Below are 21545 nucleotides of genomic sequence, written 5' to 3'. Positions count from 1 at the left end.
GAATTTTGAGGTGGGAGTCTTACTGCCCGTTAATGCGGGATAAATAGGCTAGAATTATTGTCCCCGCTATTTAAAAAAGGGGGAGTTTTAGATGACGATGAATCTTTTTCAAAATAAAACTATTAAATTATCAGCTATTAGAGAAGCAGATGCTGAAGTAATGGCTATGTGGCAAGAGGATAGTGAGTACTTAAGAAATGTAGATACAGACTTGGCATTCCCGCAATCGTTACATGAAATAGCGAGTGATGGGCTATTAAAGGGACGGAGATCGAATAGTGTTTCTTTCATGTTAAGAACAGTTCAAGATGATCGCTTAATTGGTTTTGTTGCAATTCACGGCATAGAGTGGAATAACAGAACAGGTCTATTAGCAATTGGTATAGGAGAGGCAAATGATAGAGGAAAAGGGTTTGGGAGAGAAGCAGTGCATCTTATTTTAAAGTATGCGTTCTATGAAATGAATCTACACCGCGTCGGTCTCGATGTTATTTCTTATAATAAAGCAGCCATTGTACTGTATAAAAAGATGGGATTTCAGATGGAAGGATGTATGAGGGAAGCAGTTCAAAGAGATGGAAAGTGTTTTGATCGTATGATTATGGGGATATTGCGTGATGAATGGATAGAGCTGCAGAACTAGCAAAAACATACAGAATAATTGTGTAGTGTAGAGTGAAAAGTTGTAATATTTTGGTAATGATGAGCGGAGGAGTGTACTAATGGAAGGTTTATCTTCATTAAGAGAGTGTTTATATCAGCTAGAGGAACGATTACTTAAACCAGGGGTTCGCACATCTCAAAAGGAGCTTAAAAAGATACTTGCCGCTGATTTTTTTGAGTTTGGGAGTTCTGGTAAAGTTTTATATAAAAATGAGGATATCGATAAAAATGGAATTGGTGTGGTAAAAATGACTTTGAGTGATTTTGAAGTACATCCATTATCCAAAGATGTAGCATTAACTACTTATCAAATATTCAATGAAATGAATAATCAACACTCGTTACGTAGTTCGATATGGAAATTTAGAGAAGGAAGATGGCAAATGTATTTTCATCAAGGTACACCTGCTAAATTTTAGTGAAGCTTTTTGTATGAAAAAGAAACTATAAAGAATAGAATTGTTGAATATATTAGTCCTATATATATAAAGAACTAATGAAAGTTGTCTTTCTAAAATATCTAAATTTGTTCTTAAAAGGGTCTTGTTAATAAAGGTACATTCCATATTATATATGTAGTATGCAGGAGATATAACGATAATTGGCGAAATTTTACAGTAAACTGATTGAATTTATAAGGAGTTATGCGAGATGAACTTAGAAAAAAGTAAGCCAGTAAATGAAGAGGTCGCTGAATTAAAAGAACTAATTAAAGAATTACATGGAAGTGTACATCAACTTCAAAGTGAAGTGCAGCAACTAAGGCACGAAAGGCCGGTTGTTGAAGTGAGGAAAGGTGTTCAATTATCACCAGCAATCATCGGACAAATTGGTGGTATGATTTTAGGTGGATTAGCAATTATAGGTATATTTTGGTGATGAAAAAAGGTTTGTAGCATAGTGCTGCAAACCTTTTTTATTTGACGACATAATTTCATGCAATACAACTTCTACATTAAATAACGTAAATAAATGTAAGCATGTGATAACAATAGCGCAATGATCGTTAAGGGGAAACCGATTTTTAAGAAGTCCATATAAGAGAACCCATGTCCTTCACGTTTTGCAATACCAGCAACGACTACGTTTGCTGATGCTCCAATTAATGTTCCGTTGCCTCCTAGGCAAGCTCCAAGTGATAACGCCCACCATAGTACTTCAATTTGCGGAGAATCGACAGATAGTCCGAGTCCTGTAGCTAAATCTTGAATAAGTGGAATCATCGTTGCGACAAATGGGATGTTATCAATTGTCGCAGATGCGATGCCAGATACCCATAAGATAAGTATAGCAGCGAAACCGATATCGCCATTTGTTACGTCGAGTACTTCTTTTGCGAGTGAAGAAATAAGTCCGATATCAATTAATCCGCCAACGAGAACGAATAGTCCAGCGAAGAAGAAAATTGTTACCCATTCAACGTGGGCAAATACATCTTCAATATCATGTTCTTTCACACCGATTAACATAAGAAGTGTAGCACCTGTCATCGCAATAACGGCAGCGTCTACATGAATAATAGAATGAAGTACAAAGCCTAAAATAGTTAGTCCTAAAATCGTAATGGATTTTAAAAGGAGGCTCTGATCTTTAATATAATCTTTTTCATTTAATGCCATTAGCTTTTCGATTTGCTCAGGCGTTGTTTTTAGTTTGTTGCGATACATGAAGTAAATAATGCCAAGTGTAACGATAGAAATAATGATTACGATTGGAGCTAAGTTTAGTAAAAAGGCATTAAAGTCTAAATGCTTATTAGCTGATCCAATCATAATGTTCGGCGGGTCACCAATTAATGTTGCTGTTCCGCCTATATTTGAAAATAGTACTTCTGAAATTAAATAAGGAACAGGATTTACTTTTAAAATACGTGTAATGGATAGTGTAACAGGTACGATTAATAATACGGTTGTTACGTTGTCCAAAAATGCAGAACCGACAGCAGTTAATAGGGATAGTAATAATAAAATGCGGATTGGTTTTCCGCCAGCTGCTTTTGCTGCTTTTATGGCTACAAATTCAAATACGCCTGATTGACTCGTAATATGTACGAGAATCATCATCCCAATTAAAAGGGTAATCGTTTCCCATTGAATATGCGATGTGAAAGCAGTATGTAAATCTACAATTCCAAAAATAATCATAATAGCAGCACCGAATAGTGCGATTACAGCACGATTCAATTTCTCAGAAATAATAAAACCGTACGTGACTAAAAATACGGCAATTGTAAAATAATATTGCCAATTTGCTACTTCATGTGCTGATTGTTCCAATCATGTCACCTTCTTTAAAGTATGTATTCAATTGTCGAAATGTATCTCGCTGTATTAATACGGGATAAAATATATTGTAGCAAATTCAAAAAAGAAAGAAAACTATTTAACAAAGTGAAGGAAAAAATGCGATTTTTACATATCATATAAAAAATATAAAAAACACAGTGCAAATTATTAGGAAAAGTGGGCGTTGTCCTCTAATATAGAGATAGCAATTTACATTATTTTTGCGTAAAATGGTTTAAAGAGGTGAATTCCGATGGAAATAGTAAAAGATAGTTCTCTTATTCAAAATGAAATTGAACGTTTTGTAAATAAAGATGTATATATTCATTTAGAAACGACGAATGGAGCGTATGCGTCACACTTTAATGAAAAGATGATGACAGTAGGAGCATTCATTCGAAATGCAATTATTCGCTTTGAGCGTGGGAAAATAACTGGAACAAACCCATACCGAGTTGGTTTGAAAATGGATCATGGCTGGGTATATGCAGAAGGCATTACGCACTGGGAAGTAGACGATAAAGAGCGTTTATTACTAGCAGGGCATGATAACCAAGGCCGCTTAGCGGTAGCGCTTGAGCTAAGCTTAACGCCATTTAAGTAAGAAGGAGGGAAACTTATGGAGAGACATGTACTTGTTGTATTTCCGCATCCAGATGATGAAGCATTTGCTGCGGGAGGAACAATTCGCTTATTAACAGATCAAGGAGTACCTGTAACGTACGCATGTGGTACTCTTGGACAAATGGGACGTAACATGGGGAAAAACGTATTCGCTAACCGTGAAACGATTCCAAATATACGTGAAAAAGAATTAAAAGATGCATGTGAAGCGATGGGGATTCAAGATTTAAGAATGCTCGGTTTCCATGATAAAACGTTAGAATTTGAAGATGTTGATTTTGTTGCCGATAAAATCGAAGCGATTATTCAAGAAGTAAATCCATCTCGAATTATTACATTTTATCCAGAACACGGCGTACATCCGGATCATGATGCATTTGGCCGCGCTGTAGTTCGCGCTGTATCACGTATGCCTAAAGAAGAACGTCCAGCCATTCATGCGGTTGCGATTACGAGAAATCGCGAAGCAGTACTCGGTGAACCGGATGTTGTAAATAATATTAGTGAAGTATTTGAACATAAATTAGCTGCACTAGGCGCGCATCGTTCACAAACGGAAGCGATGCTAGAAGAAACGCATGCAAAAATAAAAAACAAAGACGCAGCAACATTAAAATGGCTGCAACTTGAACAGTTTTGGACTTATAAATGGGAGTAGGCTAGAAGGGTACCTTCTAGTAGCTCTTACATAGAAAAAGCGCCGTCACTTGTGATGGCGCTTTTTGTGCTATTGTTTCGTATTAGCCAAATACATGAGCATGTGGAATTTTTCGTCTCTTACATGATAATCGAAATAAGGTCCTGGATCTGTACAGTAACCGATATTTTCATTTTGCATGATTTGAAATCCGTTAACTGATAAATTTTCTTCTAAGTATTTTGGATGTAAAATATGCTCATGGGAATTTGGATATAAGGCTGAAATATTTTTCAAGGATTTGGCCGAGTTATCATAATACGAGTATCCACCGACAATTGTTGAACTGTTATGTAAATAGTTTTTTAGAACATGACTTGGGAACTCTGGGTTGAGCAGTGAAAAATCAGTTATTGTAAAACTATCCACAAAAACATCGATGCTAAGCGGTTTCAATGGTAGATTTAAATCGGAATTCAAAATATAAAGGACGCGTGGCTTCGGATTCACACGCTCAATTCTATTTCTCACCTTCTTGAGCATTGCAAGCGAATAGCCACTGAATACATAGTTTGCGCTTGGTTCAAGAACATCGATATATTTAGGTAGTGATACAAAAGCATCAACGTTTGTTTCCACAATTAATTTGTTTTTCAAATCTATATTTTGTAGAACTTTTTGAAATCGAAAATTACTTTTTTCAAATAAGTTAATCATTTTGGGATTGATCTCTTTAATCGTTTCTTTATCGTAAAAATAAGATGGATAAGGAGACGTCTCGTACAAGTTCGCGGTAATGATAATACCCTCCTCGATAGCTGCTTCGTATCCACAGCTACAAGTTAAACTCCCCGTGTGAATGTAGACTTTTTTAATCGTTACATCTTTCATTTCAAGTGGAATGCGGCATTTTGGACAATAGAGAAAATTTACAAAGTCAAGCGGGATTCCTGTAATACTTTCTTCTTTGGATGAAGGCGAGCTAGTTTGAACCGCTTTTTCAATCAATTGGATAGCTTTTGATATGTCTTCTTTTTTCTTGGTTAGCTCGTCCTTTTTATCAATGAGCGAGTTGTTGTAGTAGTCGATATCCTCATGGTCCGAGAAGTTTGTGACACGTCGATATGATAAAATTCGTTGGATTTCTATCAATGAAAAATGAAATTTTTTCAGCTCAGTAATAAAAGCCATGTCGTCGAAACACAATTGGTTCATTTGATACTGAGTGTTTTTTTTGTCTGGTATTAATAATCCTAGTTCAATGTAATAACGAACGGTATCAGTCGTAACATGAAAAAGCTTCGCAAATGTACCAATTTTCATAGATGTACCCCCCAATGAAAAAAGTGGAGTTACTCCACTTTTTTCGCAAAATGAATTCAAAAAACTCTCAAATAGCTATTGACTTGGAGGAAACTCTAAGTCATATTATTAACTCAATAAGTTTGAATATTAAGAATATTTTTGACTGTATTGTAACATACATGTCACGAAGGGAGAAGGATTAGCTATGGATAAGATGGATCATATGGATACACTCTCACTATGGACAGCGACTGCAAACAGATATGACAAAGGAAAACCTCTTGAAGGAAATGAAGAGGCGGATGTTGTCATTATTGGCGCAGGTTTCACAGGTCTCTCTTCTGCATATCATTTGCAAAAGTTAGGGAAGAGTGTCATTGTCCTTGAGCAGGAAACAATCGGATATGGCGCAAGCGGTCGCAACGGCGGGATGGTATTGCCAGGCTATAAGTCAACGATGCAGGAGCTTGCCAAGAAGTATGGTGCCGAAGAGGCGAGGCAGCTTAACGATCTTTCTCTGCTTAGTGTTGAATTAGTTAAAAACATTATTGACGAGCATCAAATCAACTGTAACTTCAGAAAGACAGGTCACATTGTGGCGGCTTACAAAGCCAAGCATTTTGAAGGGTTGAAACTTGAAAGTGAATACTTAAACAAAAATTTTGGATATGACTGTAGCGTGCTTAATCGAAGTCAGTTGCATCAAGAAATTGATTCCCCGCAATATTATGGTTGCTTAGTCGACGACTCGAGTTACTCGTTCCAACCACTGAACTATGCAATTGGTTTGGGAGAAGCAGCTAAATCGATCGGTGCAAAAATCTTTGAGCATTCGAAAGCACTATCTATTGAGTACGGCCGAAATAGTGTGAAAGTTATTACAGAAAAAGGTACTGTTACAGCGAAAGACATTATTGTGGCTACAGATGGTTACTCCGGAAAAATTATGGCTGAATTGAATAAAGGCGTACTGCCAATTTCGGCACGTATTATTGGTACTGAACAGCTTCCAGAATCATTGGTGAATAGCGTCATTCCTAAAGATCGCATGGTTTTTGATACAAGCAGTTTCCTTTACTATTTCAGGCGTACACCAGATAATCGGATCATATTTGGCGGTGGCGATATTCGTCCAAACTTAGGTGATGCTGTTTATCAAAATGTTTACGATGCCATGGTTAAAATAATGCCAAAACTAGAAGGAAGCAAGATTGATTACAGGTGGGGTGGATTTATCGGGGTTACAATTGATACGTTCCCGGTTATCGGTAGATCCAAAGAAGGCGCATATTTTGCAACGGGTTATACGGGACATGGCGCGTCTCTCTCGACATTGTTTGGTAAGTTATTGGCACAATGGATCGTTACGGGGAGTGCAGGTGGATATCGATTTGAAAAAGAACGCCTTAAATCATTCCCATTCTATAATCAGAAAACGATGCTGGTCAATATAGCACATATTGGTTTCAAACTGGTAGATATTATCGCGTAAAGGAGAGGTGTTTATGAAAATTAACATGTTCATTGACGGGAAATGGGTAGAAGCATTATCGGGTGCTAGACGAAACATTATCAATCCTGCAACCGAAGAGGTTATCGCAACGTCTGCTCATGGATCAGCAGATGATGCGAAGATAGCAATTAAGGCGGCTCGTAAAGCGTTTGATAGCGGGATCTGGTCGGATTTATCGGCTGATGAAAGAGCTGACTATCTATATAAGATTGCAGACCGTCTTGAAGAGAATACAGCTGAAATTGCCCGTTTGGAAACTGCAAATAACGGTAAGGTTATCCGTGCAACAACCTATGTAGATATTCCTGTATCGATTCAATGCTTCCGCTATTATGCTGACTTGATTAAAGGTATGAAAAAGGAATCTTACACTCGTGATGATGCTTCAGAAACGACTATTATTCATGAACCGATTGGTGTTTGTGGACTTATTGTACCTTGGAATTTCCCGCTTATGTTAGCTGTTTGGCAAATTGCTCCTGCACTTGCCGCAGGGAATACAATTGTAATTAAGCCTGCTGACGTCACTCCTGTAAGCGTATTCAAATTATTTGAAATTATCGAAGAGGTTGGACTTCCAGATGGAGTAGCAAACTTAGTATTGGGACCTGGTTCAAAGGTTGGGAATGAGCTTGCAGAGAGCCATGATGTCGACAAAATTGCCTTTACTGGTGGAACAAAAACAGGTCAAAGTATTATGCGCGCAGCTGCAGGCAATATGAAAAAAATCACACTTGAACTAGGTGGTAAATCTCCACTTATTGTGTTCGACGATGTGGATTTTGAAACCGCAGTCGATAATGCGATGTTTGGTATTTTCCACAACGCTGGGCAAGTTTGTTCAGCTGCATCTCGTTTACTTGTACAAGAGACTATTTATGATAAGTTTGTTGAAAGATTGGCCGAGCGTGCGAACAAAATTGTAGTTGGCAACGGGGAAAGTGAGAATATTGAAATGGGAGCGCTTACAAACGAGTCTCATATGAATGAAGTTTTACATTATATTCAGAGAGGAATCGAAGAAGGTGCAAAATTAGTTTGTGGTGGTAAGCGCTTAACAGAAAATGGGCTCGATCGAGGGTTTTTCATTGCACCAACAATCTTTGCTGATGTAAATGAAAATATGTGTATTGTGAAGGAAGAGATTTTTGGCCCAGTCCTTGTTGTACAGAAATTTAAAGATGAGGAAGATGCCATCCAAAAAGCGAATGATTCTATTTATGGATTAGCCGGTGCTGTATTTACGGAAGATATGGACCTGGCAAAACGTGTCATTAGTAAATTGCGTGCGGGAATTACTTGGATTAATAGTTATCATCTCGCTTATGTGGAAGGTCCTTGGGGAGGGTATAAGCAAAGTGGCATCGGCAGAGCGTTAGGTGTTGCCGGACTGGAGCACTTTATGGAAACGAAGCAAATCAATATCCACCAGCATGCAAATCCGGTAGGGTGGTATGCGAATTAATTGAGCAAAACGTGCTATATAAATTATTTATAAGGGGATATGCTCATGAAAATAGTGGACAACGGTCCGTCATCAAAAATAGAGCAACCAGAAATAATGAATAAGCCGGTGGATGATTCAGTGCTAGGAACCAAAAGTATTCTGTTACTATATTTACGGTTTGCTTTGGCGGGAATTATGGCTAACGTAATTTTAGGAGTTGTATCGGTTGTTGATGGCTATTTCGTCAGTGGCTTTCAGGAGCTGGAAGTCGAAGGGATCGGAATTGGATTTACGGTCATGGTTATTACCCGTATGATTGGTGTTCTTTTAGGTGTGGGAGCCGGAGCGGTCATTTCACTTCGACTGGGGAAAGGGAAAATCGAAGAAGCTAGAAGTATTATGGGACAAACTTTATGGTTTACTCTTTTCCTGTCTTCTTTGTTAGCTATACTTGGGTTGGTCTTTGAAAATGATATTATGATTTTATTCGGAGCAAGTGATGAAGCACTTCCGTATGCGGTGCAATATAGCCGACTGCTATGGATTTCGTTGCCATTAACGATATTGGCCGTTGTATTAAGTATTTTAGCTAATATCGATGAAAAGCCTATATTATCAATGAACAGTTGGTTAGTCGCAGCGGTTGTTGCTGGGACTATGGAATGGATTATGGTAGTGAAGTATGACATGGGGATGATGGGTTCTTCATGGGCTAATACGATTTCGCAATCGATTCCTGTTCTCCTAATCTTTTATTTCTGGTTTGGTAAAACAAAACTTAAGCCAAAAATGAAAGATATGATGATTAATCTCAAGAAGATTGGTGAAGTGGTTTGGACGGGCTTTGCATCTTTCTCGAGTCAGTTCATGATGTTTATTGCAATTATTTTCACCAACAACTTACTGCAAAGCTACGGTGGTGGTCTACACGTTGCAGCTTTCACGATTCAAAACGGTTATATTACAAATCTCCTCGCCTTAGCAGCTCTTGGTGGGATGACAGGGCTTCAACCGATTATTAGTTATAATTACGGTGCGGGCAACCTTGATCGTGTGAAACAAGCAATTAAGATGGGACTCATTTTTACAGTTTCCTTCTTTGTAATCGTGACAGCCATACTAGTCATTTTTGCAGATCCAATTGTGTCATTTTTTTCCGGTGGTAATCCTGAATTGCAAAAACTGGGCATTTGGACGACAGTTGTATTCAATTGTTTGTTTACGCTTAGTGCAGTTAGCCTGCTTATCTCCGGTTATTTCGAATCGCAAGAGAGAAACTGGTCCGCAACGTTTATTAGTGTAAGCAAAATATTGTTGTTCATGTTACCGTTTCTATTTATTTTCCCGAAATTCTGGGGTGTAGAAGGTGTATGGTACGCTGCTCCTGCTGCAGAAATTCCAGGTGTTCTCATTGCCATATACTTTATGAAAAAAGAGTTTAAACGTTTAAAAAATCCAAGTGTTAAGGCAGTAGATTTATAGACTTATTCCTTCAAAATTATCAATACGAAAGAGAGAGGATTGTCATGTTTTTTGCGAAAAAACTTACAGCAGAAGAAGCAGAGCAACTAGGTGCCAACGCATGGGAACCGTGGGTAGGCGAACCGAATAAAGGAACGTGGCATGTAGAAGATCAGGAAGTTTTCTATGTGACAGATGGTGAAGTGTTTATTACTGTTGATGGGGAAAAGTATCATATTACAAAGGACTGGATCGTTTCCTTGGCCAAGGACCTTGTTTGTGAATGGGATTGCCCAGTATTTTTGAAAAAGAATTATAAGATGAACCATGAGATCCATCTGAAATAATGTGAACTGGGGAGTGGACAAATGCTAAGCAGATGACTGCTCCTGCGTATTCAATGAATAATAATGTTGAAGAAATGTATGTAAATAAGTTTACATACCGTCAAATGAATGCGCTTTCTTTTTGAGGGCGATAACATAGGACGGTTATCTTAAAATAGGAGGCTTCACCATGGTAGTAATGAAAAATGTACAAACGTTGAAAAATTATATTGGCGGACAATGGATAGAATCCACAAGTAAGCAAGTTGAAGATGTACCAAATCCAGCAACAGGAGAGATTATTGCTCGTGTGCCTCTTTCGACTAAAGAAGATTTAGATAGAGCTGTAGCAACTGCGAAAGAAGCATTCAAAACATGGAGAAAGGTCGCTGTGCCTCGGCGTGCTCGGATTCTATTTCGCTATCAACAGCTATTGATTGAAAACTGGGAAGAGTTAGCTAAACTCGTAACCTTGGAAAACGGAAAAAGTTATAAGGAAGCATACGGTGAAGTGCAGCGGGGGATTGAATGTGTTGAATTTGCCGCAGGCGCACCCACTTTAATGATGGGAGAGCAACTTCCCGATATTGCTACTGGTGTTGAATCAGGGATGTATCGTTATCCGATCGGAGTAATCGCAGGAATAACGCCATTTAACTTTCCGATGATGGTGCCATGCTGGATGTTTCCACTCGCGATTGCATGCGGGAATACATTTGTATTAAAACCATCTGAAAGAACACCGCTATTGGCTAATCGCATAGCTGAACTGTTTAAAGAAGCAGGTCTTCCAGATGGAGTACTAAATATTGTGCATGGTGCACATGACGTCGTTAACGGCATTCTTGACAATGAGGATGTGAAAGCTGTATCTTTCGTTGGTTCTCAACCTGTGGCTGAGTATATATATAAAACAGCAGCAGCTAACGGTAAACGTGTACAAGCTCTTGCAGGGGCAAAAAATCATTCGATCGTATTAAAAGATGCGGACCTTAGTTCTACAGTGAAAGAAATTACAAGTGCTGCCTTCGGTTCAGCTGGTGAACGATGCATGGCAGCGGCTGTTGTTGTCGTGGAAGAAGACGTTGCAGATGAGCTCGTTAATAGACTGCTTCAAGAGGCTAATGCAATTACGATTGGTAATGGTCTGGAAGAAGGTGTTTTCCTTGGTCCCGTTATTCGTGAAGTACATAAAGAGCGGACACTCGGATACATTCAATCCGGTGTAGAGCAGGGAGCGACACTTATTCGTGACGGACGTGAAGACGATGTAGCAAACAGCCAAGGTTATTTTGTTGGCCCAACGATTTTTGATAACGTGACAGAGGAAATGAAAATCTGGCAAGATGAAATTTTCGCACCGGTTCTTTCTATTGTACGCGTAAAAGACTTGATGGAAGCGATTCATGTTGCTAATGCATCACCATTCGCAAATGGTGCATGTCTGTACACAAATAGCGCGAAAGCTATTCGTGAATTCCGTGAAGAAATTGATGCAGGTATGCTTGGGGTTAATCTTGGAGTTCCTGCTCCAATGGCATTCTTCCCGTTCTCAGGTTATAAGAAATCTTTCTATGGTGATCTCCATGCAAATGGAAAAGATGGCGTAGAATTCTATACTCGCAAGAAAATGCTTACGGCTCGTTATTGAAAGAGTGATGTAAAACCATAAAAAGATAGAATGGAGCTGGTGATTGTGCAAGCGACAGAACAAACACAAAGTTTGAAAAAAACAGATGAAAAGTACCTTTGGCATGCGATGAGAGGAGCAGCCCCTAGTCCAACGAATTTAATTATCACAAAAGCAGAAGGGGCATGGGTGACGGATATTGATGGAAACCGTTATTTAGACGGTATGTCTGGTCTTTGGTGTGTGAATGTTGGATACGGCCGAAAAGAGCTTGCAAGAGCGGCGTTTGAGCAGCTTGAAGAAATGCCGTATTTCCCTCTGACTCAAAGTCATGTTCCTGCTATTAAATTAGCAGAAAAATTGAATGAATGGCTTGATGATGAATACGTTATTTTCTTTTCTAACAGTGGATCGGAAGCGAATGAAACAGCGTTTAAAATTGCTCGTCAATATCATCAACAAAAAGGTGATCATGGACGCTATAAGTTTATTTCACGCTACCGGGCTTATCACGGTAACTCAATGGGAGCTCTTGCAGCAACAGGTCAAGCACAGCGAAAGTATAAATATGAACCACTCGGGCAAGGATTCCTGCATGTAGCACCGCCTGATACGTATCGAAATCCAGAGGATGTTCATACACTGGCAAGTGCTGAGGAAATCGATCGTGTCATGACATGGGAGTTAAGCCAAACAGTAGCCGGTGTGATTATGGAGCCAATCATTACTGGGGGTGGAATTTTAATGCCTCCTGATGGATATATGGAAAAAGTAAAAGAAATTTGCGAGAAGCACGGTGCGTTGCTCATTTGTGATGAAGTTATATGTGGATTTGGACGAACAGGGAAGCCGTTTGGATTTATGAATTATGGCGTCAAACCAGATATCATAACAATGGCAAAAGGTATTACAAGTGCGTATCTTCCTTTGTCAGCAACAGCAGTTAGACGAGAGGTTTATGAGGCATTCGTAGGTAGTGATGATTATGATCGCTTCCGCCATGTAAATACGTTCGGAGGAAATCCTGCTGCTTGCGCTTTAGCTTTGAAGAATTTAGAAATTATGGAGAATGAGAAACTCATTGAACGTTCCAAAGAATTGGGTGAACGACTGTTATATGAGCTAGAGGATGTAAAAGAGCATCCAAACGTAGGGGATGTTCGCGGAAAGGGCCTTCTTTTAGGCATTGAACTAGTGGAAGATAAGCAAACAAAAGAACCGGCTTCCATTGAAAAGATGAACAAAGTCATCAATGCTTGTAAAGAAAAAGGTCTAATTATTGGTAAAAATGGTGACACTGTTGCAGGTTACAATAATATTTTACAGCTTGCTCCTCCATTAAGCATCACAGAGGAAGACTTTACTTTTATCGTTAAAACAATGAAAGAATGTTTAGCTCAACTTTAATTAATTATTGATAAATCTTGTTAAAAAGCGGATGAGCCTATTAGGAGATGTAACTTTAAATACTGAATGAATTACTCGAAAAGAGTAATTCCGAAAGGGTTGAGTTTATGAAAGCTGATGTTGTATTGATAAATGGAGAAGTTATTACAGTAGACCAAAAGAATGCAGTAGTCGAAGCTGTCGCAATAAAAGATAATCAAATCGTAGTTGTTGGCTCAAATCAGGAGGTTAAGAGTTTTATAGGAGAAAACACGGATGTAATTGACCTGCAAGGGAAAACGCTTCTTCCTGGATTCATTGATTCCCATCTCCACATCATTTCTCATGGACTAAATCAGTTGGCTGTCAGTTGTAAAGCTGAACATATTGATTCTATCGATGCTTTATTAGATGATCTGAAAAAGAAGGCCTTAGAAACGCCAAAAGGTGAATGGATACGTGCTTGGGGCTTTAATGAAACCGCTGTGGAGGAAAAGCGTTATCCAACAATTACTGAGCTGGATGAAATTTCAGTTGAACATCCTATTATTATAACTCGTACTTGTCACCACATAAGCGTGGTGAATAGCAAAGCATTAGAAATTGCGCAAATTAACGAGAACACACCGGATACGAGTGGGGGAGTTATTGAAAAGAATCAGGCAGGAAGGCTTACAGGAAAGTTAATTGAAGCAGCAAATATGAGTATGAGCGAGGTTGCAAGTTATACAGAAAGTGAAATGATGAAGGCTGTGAAAATTGCATCAGATCATTTCGTTTCAGCTGGCATAACAAGTATACATGACGCAGGTGGAGATGGACCGGAGAGTTTTCGTTTACTACAACGAGCTGTGAAGAGTAGGGATATTCGTGTCCGAATATATGCAATGATATGTCAAATAAATAACTCTCATGAATTTGTTAATAAAATGGTCGAAGCTGGTGTGGTAACTGGTACCGGAGATGAAAGATTCAAAATCGGACCAGCTAAATTGTTTACAGATGGAAGTAGCACGGGGCCTACAATTGCAACCCGTAAGTCATATTCAAGTGACCCTAACAATTACGGCATTCTTTATTATAGTGAGGAAGAAATCTATAAGGTTTTAGGTGAAGCGCATAAAAAAGGCTATCAAATCACTGTACATGCACAAGGTGATAAAGCTATTGAAATGTATTTGAATTGTGTAGAAAGGGCGCTAGAGGAATCACCAAGAAAAAATCACCGTCATCGAATCGAGCATGCGGGAATTTCTTCACCAGATTTACAAGAGAGAATGAAAAAACTCGAGATGATTCCTATTCCAAATCCTCCATTTCCATATGAATTCGGAGAGATATATGTAGAGCACTATGGTGATCGTGTTAATCACATGTACGCTGCTCGTGATTTTATTGATCGTGGCATCATTGCAGCAGGTAGTTCGGATGCACCAGTTACTGACTATAATCCTTTATTAGGAATTCATGTTGCTGTCAATAGAAAAACTAAGTCTGGAATAGAGGTTGGTGCTAATCAATCTATAAGCGTAATGGAAGCTATTAAACTATACACATGGAATGGTGCTTATGCGAGTTTTGAAGAAGAGATAAAAGGAAGCATAGAGGCCGGAAAACTGGCGGATTTAGTTATATTAAATGACAGCATTTTAAGTGTCAATCCAAACCAAATTAAAGATTTAAAAGTAGAAACAACAATTATTGATGGTGAAATTATTTATCAAAAAGAACAATCAGTGAAAATGTAGCAATAAAAAAACGCCCCTTCAATTGTGAGAATGATTTTAACAATTGAAGGGGCGTTTCAGTTGTTTAGTTGCGCTTTTCAAATCGTATTAATTTTCCGAGAGAATTGAAAGGATATTCGTCTACTAACAAATATTCAGATTATGAACACTAGAAAATGAACACAACCTATCATATAATTGAAAGACTATATTTTAAAATCAATGTTAATATTACCCTCCTATAAGTATTAACATGCGTAATTGAGGTGTTTTCTTTGTTGTTTTATGATCGAATTTCTATAATGGCCCCTCCTGTTCCATAGCTAAGGAAAGTCTATTCATTTCTGAGATTTTCAAAGTTATAGGAGGGTATTAAAAGTGAAAAAAGTCTCAGTACCATCACTTTGGTTAATGATTATTCTTGTGGCATTTCCGCAAATTAGTGAAACAATTTACACACCGTCTTTACCGGATATTTCAAAGGCGTTGCACGTAAGTAATAATGAGGTACAGTTAACGCTTAGTGTTTATTTTGCTGGATTTGCTTTAGGTGTATTTTTTATTGGATGGTTATCAGATATAATTGGTCGTCGCCCAGCAATGTTATTTGGAATTGTAGTATATGGCGCTGGAAGTTTCTTATGCTATATTGCAAATTCTATTGAATTTTTATTGTTTAGTCGTTTTATTCAAGCATTTGGAGCAAGTGCTGGTTCAGTTGTGACACAAACGATTCTTCGTGAAAGTGTAGAGGGGCATAAACGTCATGTTATGTTTGCTCAAATTTCGGCAGTCATTGCTTTTACACCAGCGATAGGTCCACTAATTGGGGGCTTTCTTGATCAAATGTTTGGATTTAAAATAGTATTTTTAAGTTTAGTTGTTATGAGTGTTGGGATTTTGTTATATACGTTTGTTTCTCTTCCGGAAACAAAAACGGAATCAGTAACGGATAAAATAAATGTATTTTCTGTATTAAAACGGTTGATTACAAATCCGAAAGTAGTAACATATGGGTTATTAATTGGAGGAGCGAATGGTGTTTTATTTAGCTACTATGCAGAAGCGCCGTTTATCTTTATTGAATACTTTCAGTTATCGCCTAGTATGTACGGATTTCTAGGAATTGTTGTTGCTTCCGCTTCTATTATTGGGGCGAAAGTTTCAAAGCGGTTACTTGCTACTTATAAACCAGAGAAAATTATATATATCGGTTGTCTTGTAATGACAGGAGGAGCTATCTTCTTAACTGTTATTAATTCATTTGGATCAAATCCAAACATAATATATATGATTGGATTTTTAGTAGCGATGTTTATATTGCTATTAGGAATTGGGGTAGCATTGCCTAACTGTTTAAGTTTAGCATTAGTAGATTTTCAAGATGTCATTGGTACAGCTGGAGCATTGTTTAGCTTAGGCTACTATGTAATTGTAACGATGACAATTTGGGGAATGAGTCAGCTTCATACGGGCTCGTTAATGGTGATGCCGCTTTATTTTCTGGCTATAGTAGTTATCATGATGGTATTTACTAAAGTGTTTATTTTTGGTAAACAAACTTCAAAAACGATTTAAATATGAAATGGTAAAAGAGTCTCATTTTTTAATGAGACTCTTTTATATTTTATGAAAATAACTATAGGTATGAATATGTAATTGATGTTAAAATATAACAAAATTGTATAGTTATAGTTTTTAGGGAGGGTAAAAATATGTTAATGAATCTAGTATGCGCTCTACTAATCATTTCCGGACTTATTATAGTTGTAAGAAATACTTTCATTTTAAACCACTATCTTTGTAATTTAATGGCATTCTTTTGTGCTTATATGACAACATCTTCCTACGTATTAGAGCAACTTTCGTTAACAAAAACCATATTGATACTATGTTTGTTGCTGATAACTTTTATTCTTATATACTCACATTTCGAGATTAGAGGGCTCGCTTTTAACGATTATACGGTATTTAATCTAGCTTCTAGCCGAGTGAATATATTAGTGAAAGACGGGTTAACCGAAGCGAACATAGAATTTACATTGGATAAAAATAATATATATTTATCAGGATCTCCTGTTAAAATTCGAATATTGAATAGACCATTACATACAACTAATATTTTATTTAGAAAATGCCCAGAGGATATAAAGACAAAAATTAAAGGTATTATTAAGGAAAAGATAAATGCTGAGGAGAAGAGTTTTCCTCTTTCCGGTGTATTGTTGATTGTTTTAAGTGTAGTTATATTTTTCTTAAAGTAGGAGATGGGATAGAGAATTTTTAGTTGTGAGAACGGGATAAATAAGAGATGTAGAAGCTAGTGACTTTGTTGTTTTACTAATATATTAAATTTATGTGAGAGGTGTTAATCGCATGTGTAAGCAATTACGGTACAAACTATAAATAGTGAAGTATATGCGGTATGAAACCGAGGAAGATAGGATCTCCTCGGTTATCTATATTGTAATAATATTTATACCGGAATCATATTGAATAGATGTATTTTATTGTTAATTTAGTTAAAAATTAATCAAACTAATATATAATAATTTACTGAAAAAATAATTGAACTTTTCAGATAAATGAATTAATATGAAGTGAGCAATTTTAAATTTTATAGAAAATAGGAAGATGAGGGGTTTGGGAAATTTTATAAGAGGCAAAATGAGATTTTAGGATAGCTTTAAAGTTAGTCTAAAATGACGTTTGTTTCATCATTTTCAGGGCCGAAAGGAATTAGGGTACACCATCTTACTTTAAATGCGGCTATGAATCATCTAAGAGGGGGAAATGAAGTGGCAAACAAAGAATTGAAACGAGGTTTAGAAGCACGTCATATTCAAATGATTGCTTTAGGCGGAACAATTGGTGTTGGTTTGTTTATGGGGTCAGCCAGCACGATTAAATGGACAGGTCCGTCAGTAATGCTTGCATATGCAATCGCAGGTGTTTTCATCTTCTTCATTATGCGTGCCATGGGAGAAATGTTGTATATGGAGCCAAGCACAGGTTCATTTGCGACATTTGGTCACAAATATATTCATCCGTTAGCTGGTTATATGACAGCGTGGAGTAACTGGTTCCAGTGGGTTATTGTTGGGATGTCAGAGATTATCGCAGTTGGAGCGTATATGAAATATTGGTTCCCGGATTTACCGGCTTGGATACCTGGTATTATCGCGATGGTTATTCTTGGTGCGGCTAACTTAATTTCTGTTAAGTCATTTGGTGAATTTGAATTTTGGTTTGCGATGATCAAAATCGTTACGATTTTATTAATGATTATTGCCGGATTCGGCCTCATTTTCTTCGGAATTGGGAATGGAGGAGAAGCAATCGGCATATCTAATCTTTGGGCAAACGGCGGTTTCTTTACAGGTGGTTTTTCAGGATTCTTCTTTGCATTATCACTTGTAGTTGGAGCGTATCAAGGTGTGGAATTAATCGGGATTACTGCTGGTGAAGCGAAAGATCCGAAGAAGACACTTACTAGAGCAATTCAAAGTACAATTTGGCGTATTTTAATTTTCTATATTGGTGCTATTTTCGTTATTGTAACTGTTTATCCTTGGGATCAATTAAGTTCAATTGGTAGTCCGTTCGTAGCAACTTTTGCGAAAGTTGGTATTACGGCAGCTGCGGGACTTATTAACTTCGTTGTTATTACAGCCGCAATGTCTGGTTGTAACAGTGGTATTTATAGTGCTGGACGTATGCTTTATACACTAGGAGTAAATGGACAAGCACCGAAATACTTTACGAAGATCTCTAATAACGGTGTACCTTTATTCGGTACAGTTGGTGTAATTATCGGTTTAGCGGTTGGTGTTGTTTTAAGTTATATTGCACCAAAAAACTTATTCGTATATGTATATAGTGCGAGTGTACTTCCTGGTATGGTGCCATGGTTTGTCATTTTAATTAGTCAAATTAATTTTAGAAAAGAAAAAGGAGCAGAGATGAAAGATCATCCATTCAAAATGCCATTTGCTCCTGTTACAAACTATTTGACAATTGCCTTTTTAATTATGGTATTAATCGGAATGTGGTTTAACGATGATACGCGTATTTCATTAGTTGTAGGTATTGTTTTCTTAGCTATCGTCACAATTAGTTTCTATGCTTTCGGAATAGGGAAACGACCTCCGTTAGATGTTCAAAATGATCAAGAGATTTCAAGTAAATAAAGATAGTAAAAAGTCCGATTTCCCGTTTAGAAATCGGACTTTTTATTATTAAAATTTCTCTAAAACGATCTTTCCAATTGTACGCCCACTTTCAAGTTGTGCATGTGCTTTCTTTACGTTTTCAGCGTTAATTGGTGTGAATGTTTCATTTAATGTAGTCTTTAAAATGCCTTCATCTAATAGTTCGCTTACTTTATTTAATAGTTCGTGCTGCGTACTCATATCACCAGTTTCATACATCGCTTTTGTAAACATAAACTCCCAAACGAATGTAGCACTTTTACTTTTTAAAATTCCCATCTCAAGAGGGTGTTCATTTTCTACGATAGAGCAAATTTTACCTTGTGGTTTAATGATGTCACCCATCGCGTGCCAATGCTGATCAGTATTGTTTAAGCAGAAGATATAATCTACATCTTTTAGCCCAAATTCTAATATTTGATCTTTTAAAGGTTGGTGATGATTAACTATATAATCGGCACCGAATTTTTCCACCCAGTGTATAGTTTCGTTGCGGGATGCGGTTGCGATTACGTTTAGTCCAGCCCATTTAGCTAACTGAATAGCAATCGAGCCAACACCACCAGCTCCGCCGATAATTAAAATGTTTTTAAATGAATTTTCATCTTTCTTATTATAATCAATCCCTAAACGTTCAAACAAACCTTCCCATGCGGTAATGGCTGTTAAAGGAAGTGCTGCAGATTCAGCATCACTTAACGTTTTTGGTTTTTTACCAACAATTCTTTCATCAACTAAATGGTATTCACTGTATGTACCTTGCCTTGTAATGCTTCCAGCGTAAAACACTTCATCGCCTTCTTTAAATAACGTACAACCATCGCCAGTTTGCACGACAACACCGCTAGCATCCCAGCCAAGTATTTTTGCTATATCTTCTTTTTTATCTTTCGGAGATCGAACTTTTGTATCAACTGGATTAACGGAAATAGCGTTAATCTTTACAAGTATATCTCTTCCTGTGGCAACAGGTCTTTCAACTTCAATATCAATTAAACTGTTTTCTTCTTCAATAGGTAAGTATTCATGTAAACCAATTGCTTTCATTTTTATTCCCTCCATTAAAGTAAGAGTCTTTTTCTCTTTTATTATAGATGCAGAAAGGTTGTTATGTAAAAAAGTACACTCATTTTTATACTGTCATTGGATTGGTTTTAAAATTCTGACAAATGATATGCAATTAGTATAAAAAATAATGCGAGGTGAATGACTAATGACAGCGAAACTAAGAAAAAGTGATTATGTAATCGTAATGGCAATTATTATAATGTATTCGTTAATTGGTCACGTATTAAATTTAGATATCTTAAAAGTGATGGCTATTCAACAAAATGGAGTTAGTATTAGTTTTGTAGGTATTGCTATATGTTATATCACAGCTAGGTTATTGTTTTTTGCTATTCGGAAATTAAAAAATGATGAGTAATACTGTAATGAAGAATGTGTGAACAACCTAAAAATAATAGTTGAAACAATGGAAGAAGAGAAGGAGTTTATTTCTAGTAGGAAGAATTTTTTACTGTATTGTTTTATCCAAAACTAAATGAAAAGGTGGATACATAATGACAGTAAAGAAGCTTTATTTCGTCCCAGCAGGTCGTTGTATGTTGGATCATTCGTCTGTTAATAGTACGCTCACACCGGGGGATTTATTGAACTTACCTGTATGGTGCTATTTATTGGAGACAGAAGAGGGGCCTATTTTAGTAGATACAGGTATGCCAGAAAGTGCGGTTAATAACGAAGATCTTTTTAACGGTACATTTGTTGAAGGACAGATTTTACCAAAAATGACTGAAGAAGATAGAATCGTAAATATTTTAAAACGCGTTGGATATGAACCGGAAGATCTTCTGTATATTATTAGTTCTCACTTACATTTTGATCATGCAGGAGGAAATGGTGCTTTTACAAATACACCGATTATTGTGCAGCGTGCTGAATACGAGGCGGCACAATATAGTGAAGAATATATGAAAGAATGTATATTGCCGAATTTGAAATACAAGATCATTGAAGGGGATTATGAAGTCGTACCAGGAGTTCAATTATTGTATACACCAGGACATACTCCGGGGCATCAGTCGCTATTAATTGAGACAGAAAAATCCGGTCCTGTGTTATTAACGATTGATGCATCTTATACGAAAGAAAATTTTGAAGATGAAGTGCCGTTCGCTGGATTTGATTCGGAATTAGCTTTATCTTCAATTAAACGTTTAAAAGAAGTTGTTAGGAAAGAGAACCCAATTGTTTTCTTTGGACATGATATAGAGCAGGAAAAGAGTTGTAAAGTGTTCCCTGAATATATATAAATAGAAAAAGTCATG

Annotated in this window: 20 protein-coding genes; 17 read left to right on the top strand and 3 right to left on the bottom strand. The window is 37.2% G+C overall.

Translation table 11 applies throughout. The features are described from left to right. Nucleotides 1-91 precede the first annotated feature (91 nt). From LCF45_RS16845 to LCF45_RS16835, 3 genes are all read left to right on the top strand, one after another. Complete coding sequence (locus tag LCF45_RS16845) at nucleotides 92-643, top strand: GNAT family N-acetyltransferase (protein ID WP_002128401.1); 552 nt, start codon at nucleotides 92-94, stop codon at nucleotides 641-643. A gap of 79 nt (nucleotides 644-722) precedes the next feature. Beyond that, nucleotides 723-1082, top strand: coding sequence for a nuclear transport factor 2 family protein (locus LCF45_RS16840; RefSeq protein WP_002128400.1), 360 nt, complete (start codon nucleotides 723-725; stop codon nucleotides 1080-1082). 232 nt (nucleotides 1083-1314) lie between these two features. Beyond that, complete coding sequence (locus tag LCF45_RS16835; protein ID WP_002111012.1) at nucleotides 1315-1542, top strand: coiled-coil domain-containing protein; 228 nt, start codon at nucleotides 1315-1317, stop codon at nucleotides 1540-1542. A 71-nt stretch (nucleotides 1543-1613) separates the two neighbouring features. Here LCF45_RS16835 and LCF45_RS16830 read toward each other — a convergent pair whose 3' ends face one another. Then, nucleotides 1614-2939, bottom strand: a complete 1326-nt coding sequence (locus LCF45_RS16830; RefSeq protein WP_002014220.1) for an ArsB/NhaD family transporter — start codon at nucleotides 2937-2939, stop codon at nucleotides 1614-1616. Nucleotides 2940-3201: 262 nt separating this feature from the next. Between LCF45_RS16830 and LCF45_RS16825 the strand changes: the two genes are divergently transcribed. Next, nucleotides 3202-3552: a YojF family protein gene (locus tag LCF45_RS16825; RefSeq protein ID WP_000407039.1), complete on the top strand. Its 351-nt coding sequence runs from the start codon at nucleotides 3202-3204 to the stop codon at nucleotides 3550-3552. 15 nt (nucleotides 3553-3567) lie between these two features. After that, nucleotides 3568-4230 carry a bacillithiol biosynthesis deacetylase BshB2 gene (gene bshB2 / locus LCF45_RS16820; protein ID WP_000439465.1) on the top strand — a complete coding sequence of 221 codons (663 nt, stop codon included), beginning with the start codon at nucleotides 3568-3570 and terminating at the stop codon, nucleotides 4228-4230. Between the two features lie 69 nt (nucleotides 4231-4299). Here bshB2 and LCF45_RS16815 read toward each other — a convergent pair whose 3' ends face one another. Then, complete coding sequence (locus LCF45_RS16815; protein ID WP_002185253.1) at nucleotides 4300-5532, bottom strand: MerR family transcriptional regulator; 1233 nt, start codon at nucleotides 5530-5532, stop codon at nucleotides 4300-4302. 187 nt (nucleotides 5533-5719) lie between these two features. Between LCF45_RS16815 and LCF45_RS16810 the strand changes: the two genes are divergently transcribed. The 10 genes from LCF45_RS16810 to LCF45_RS16765 all read left to right on the top strand — a co-directional run bounded on the left by LCF45_RS16810 (nucleotide 5720) and on the right by LCF45_RS16765 (nucleotide 19194). After that, complete coding sequence (locus LCF45_RS16810; RefSeq protein WP_002128397.1) at nucleotides 5720-7006, top strand: NAD(P)/FAD-dependent oxidoreductase; 1287 nt, start codon at nucleotides 5720-5722, stop codon at nucleotides 7004-7006. A gap of 13 nt (nucleotides 7007-7019) precedes the next feature. Beyond that, a complete protein-coding gene (locus tag LCF45_RS16805) occupies nucleotides 7020-8492 on the top strand; it encodes an aldehyde dehydrogenase family protein (RefSeq protein ID WP_263892985.1) in 1473 nt (490 codons plus the stop codon). Nucleotides 8493-8537: 45 nt separating this feature from the next. Further along, a complete protein-coding gene (locus LCF45_RS16800; protein ID WP_078203380.1) occupies nucleotides 8538-9956 on the top strand; it encodes an MATE family efflux transporter in 1419 nt (472 codons plus the stop codon). Between the two features lie 44 nt (nucleotides 9957-10000). Continuing rightward, the gene (locus LCF45_RS16795) at nucleotides 10001-10282 is read left to right on the top strand and encodes a cupin domain-containing protein (RefSeq protein WP_002128394.1); all 282 of its coding nucleotides are present in this window, start codon (nucleotides 10001-10003) and stop codon (nucleotides 10280-10282) included. Nucleotides 10283-10451: 169 nt separating this feature from the next. Then, nucleotides 10452-11912 carry a CoA-acylating methylmalonate-semialdehyde dehydrogenase gene (locus LCF45_RS16790; RefSeq protein WP_002128393.1) on the top strand — a complete coding sequence of 487 codons (1461 nt, stop codon included), beginning with the start codon at nucleotides 10452-10454 and terminating at the stop codon, nucleotides 11910-11912. 30 nt (nucleotides 11913-11942) lie between these two features. Next, nucleotides 11943-13298 (top strand): aspartate aminotransferase family protein, encoded by a 1356-nt coding sequence (locus LCF45_RS16785; protein ID WP_161793966.1) that lies wholly within the window; start codon nucleotides 11943-11945, stop codon nucleotides 13296-13298. 107 nt (nucleotides 13299-13405) lie between these two features. Next, nucleotides 13406-15025, top strand: a complete 1620-nt coding sequence (locus LCF45_RS16780; protein ID WP_263892983.1) for an amidohydrolase — start codon at nucleotides 13406-13408, stop codon at nucleotides 15023-15025. A 357-nt stretch (nucleotides 15026-15382) separates the two neighbouring features. Then, entirely contained in the window at nucleotides 15383-16582 is a 1200-nt protein-coding gene (locus tag LCF45_RS16775; protein WP_063225737.1) for a multidrug effflux MFS transporter, read from the top strand. A 137-nt stretch (nucleotides 16583-16719) separates the two neighbouring features. Then, nucleotides 16720-17268: a hypothetical protein gene (locus LCF45_RS16770; RefSeq protein ID WP_263892982.1), complete on the top strand. Its 549-nt coding sequence runs from the start codon at nucleotides 16720-16722 to the stop codon at nucleotides 17266-17268. Between the two features lie 534 nt (nucleotides 17269-17802). Further along, nucleotides 17803-19194, top strand: a complete 1392-nt coding sequence (locus tag LCF45_RS16765) for an amino acid permease (protein WP_002167898.1) — start codon at nucleotides 17803-17805, stop codon at nucleotides 19192-19194. 48 nt (nucleotides 19195-19242) lie between these two features. On the opposite strand, the gene LCF45_RS16760 is transcribed toward LCF45_RS16765, so the two are convergent. Continuing rightward, a complete protein-coding gene (locus LCF45_RS16760) occupies nucleotides 19243-20262 on the bottom strand; it encodes a zinc-binding alcohol dehydrogenase family protein (RefSeq protein ID WP_002128387.1) in 1020 nt (339 codons plus the stop codon). Nucleotides 20263-20428: 166 nt separating this feature from the next. On the opposite strand from LCF45_RS16760, the gene LCF45_RS16755 reads away from it, so the two are divergent. Both LCF45_RS16755 and aiiA read left to right on the top strand, forming a co-directional pair. Continuing rightward, on the top strand, nucleotides 20429-20641 hold the full coding sequence (locus LCF45_RS16755; RefSeq protein WP_002128386.1) for a hypothetical protein: 213 nt from the start codon (nucleotides 20429-20431) through the stop codon (nucleotides 20639-20641). 136 nt (nucleotides 20642-20777) lie between these two features. After that, complete coding sequence (gene aiiA, locus LCF45_RS16750) at nucleotides 20778-21530, top strand: quorum-quenching N-acyl homoserine lactonase AiiA (protein WP_002167900.1); 753 nt, start codon at nucleotides 20778-20780, stop codon at nucleotides 21528-21530. The last annotated feature ends 15 nt before the right edge of the window (nucleotides 21531-21545 follow it).

The organism is Bacillus sp. 41-22, assembly GCF_025809295.1.
Classification (GTDB): domain Bacteria; phylum Bacillota; class Bacilli; order Bacillales; family Bacillaceae_G; genus Bacillus_A; species Bacillus_A mycoides.
The sequence above is the reverse complement of the archived record's forward strand: the minus strand, read 5'-3'. Positions and strand labels throughout refer to the sequence as shown.

Coding starts and splice junctions, on each gene's coding strand:
- LCF45_RS16845 (WP_002128401.1), top strand. CDS start 92: ATGACGATGAATCTTTTTCAAAATAAAACTATTAAATTATCAGCTATT.
- LCF45_RS16840 (WP_002128400.1), top strand. CDS start 723: ATGGAAGGTTTATCTTCATTAAGAGAGTGTTTATATCAGCTAGAGGAA.
- LCF45_RS16835 (WP_002111012.1), top strand. CDS start 1,315: ATGAACTTAGAAAAAAGTAAGCCAGTAAATGAAGAGGTCGCTGAATTA.
- LCF45_RS16825 (WP_000407039.1), top strand. CDS start 3,202: ATGGAAATAGTAAAAGATAGTTCTCTTATTCAAAATGAAATTGAACGT.
- bshB2 (WP_000439465.1), top strand. CDS start 3,568: ATGGAGAGACATGTACTTGTTGTATTTCCGCATCCAGATGATGAAGCA.
- LCF45_RS16815 (WP_002185253.1), bottom strand. CDS start 5,532: ATGAAAATTGGTACATTTGCGAAGCTTTTTCATGTTACGACTGATACC.
- LCF45_RS16810 (WP_002128397.1), top strand. CDS start 5,720: ATGGATAAGATGGATCATATGGATACACTCTCACTATGGACAGCGACT.
- LCF45_RS16805 (WP_263892985.1), top strand. CDS start 7,020: ATGAAAATTAACATGTTCATTGACGGGAAATGGGTAGAAGCATTATCG.
- LCF45_RS16800 (WP_078203380.1), top strand. CDS start 8,538: ATGAAAATAGTGGACAACGGTCCGTCATCAAAAATAGAGCAACCAGAA.
- LCF45_RS16795 (WP_002128394.1), top strand. CDS start 10,001: ATGTTTTTTGCGAAAAAACTTACAGCAGAAGAAGCAGAGCAACTAGGT.
- LCF45_RS16790 (WP_002128393.1), top strand. CDS start 10,452: ATGGTAGTAATGAAAAATGTACAAACGTTGAAAAATTATATTGGCGGA.
- LCF45_RS16785 (WP_161793966.1), top strand. CDS start 11,943: ATGGAGCTGGTGATTGTGCAAGCGACAGAACAAACACAAAGTTTGAAA.
- LCF45_RS16780 (WP_263892983.1), top strand. CDS start 13,406: ATGAAAGCTGATGTTGTATTGATAAATGGAGAAGTTATTACAGTAGAC.
- LCF45_RS16770 (WP_263892982.1), top strand. CDS start 16,720: ATGTTAATGAATCTAGTATGCGCTCTACTAATCATTTCCGGACTTATT.
- LCF45_RS16760 (WP_002128387.1), bottom strand. CDS start 20,262: ATGAAAGCAATTGGTTTACATGAATACTTACCTATTGAAGAAGAAAAC.
- LCF45_RS16755 (WP_002128386.1), top strand. CDS start 20,429: ATGACAGCGAAACTAAGAAAAAGTGATTATGTAATCGTAATGGCAATT.
- aiiA (WP_002167900.1), top strand. CDS start 20,778: ATGACAGTAAAGAAGCTTTATTTCGTCCCAGCAGGTCGTTGTATGTTG.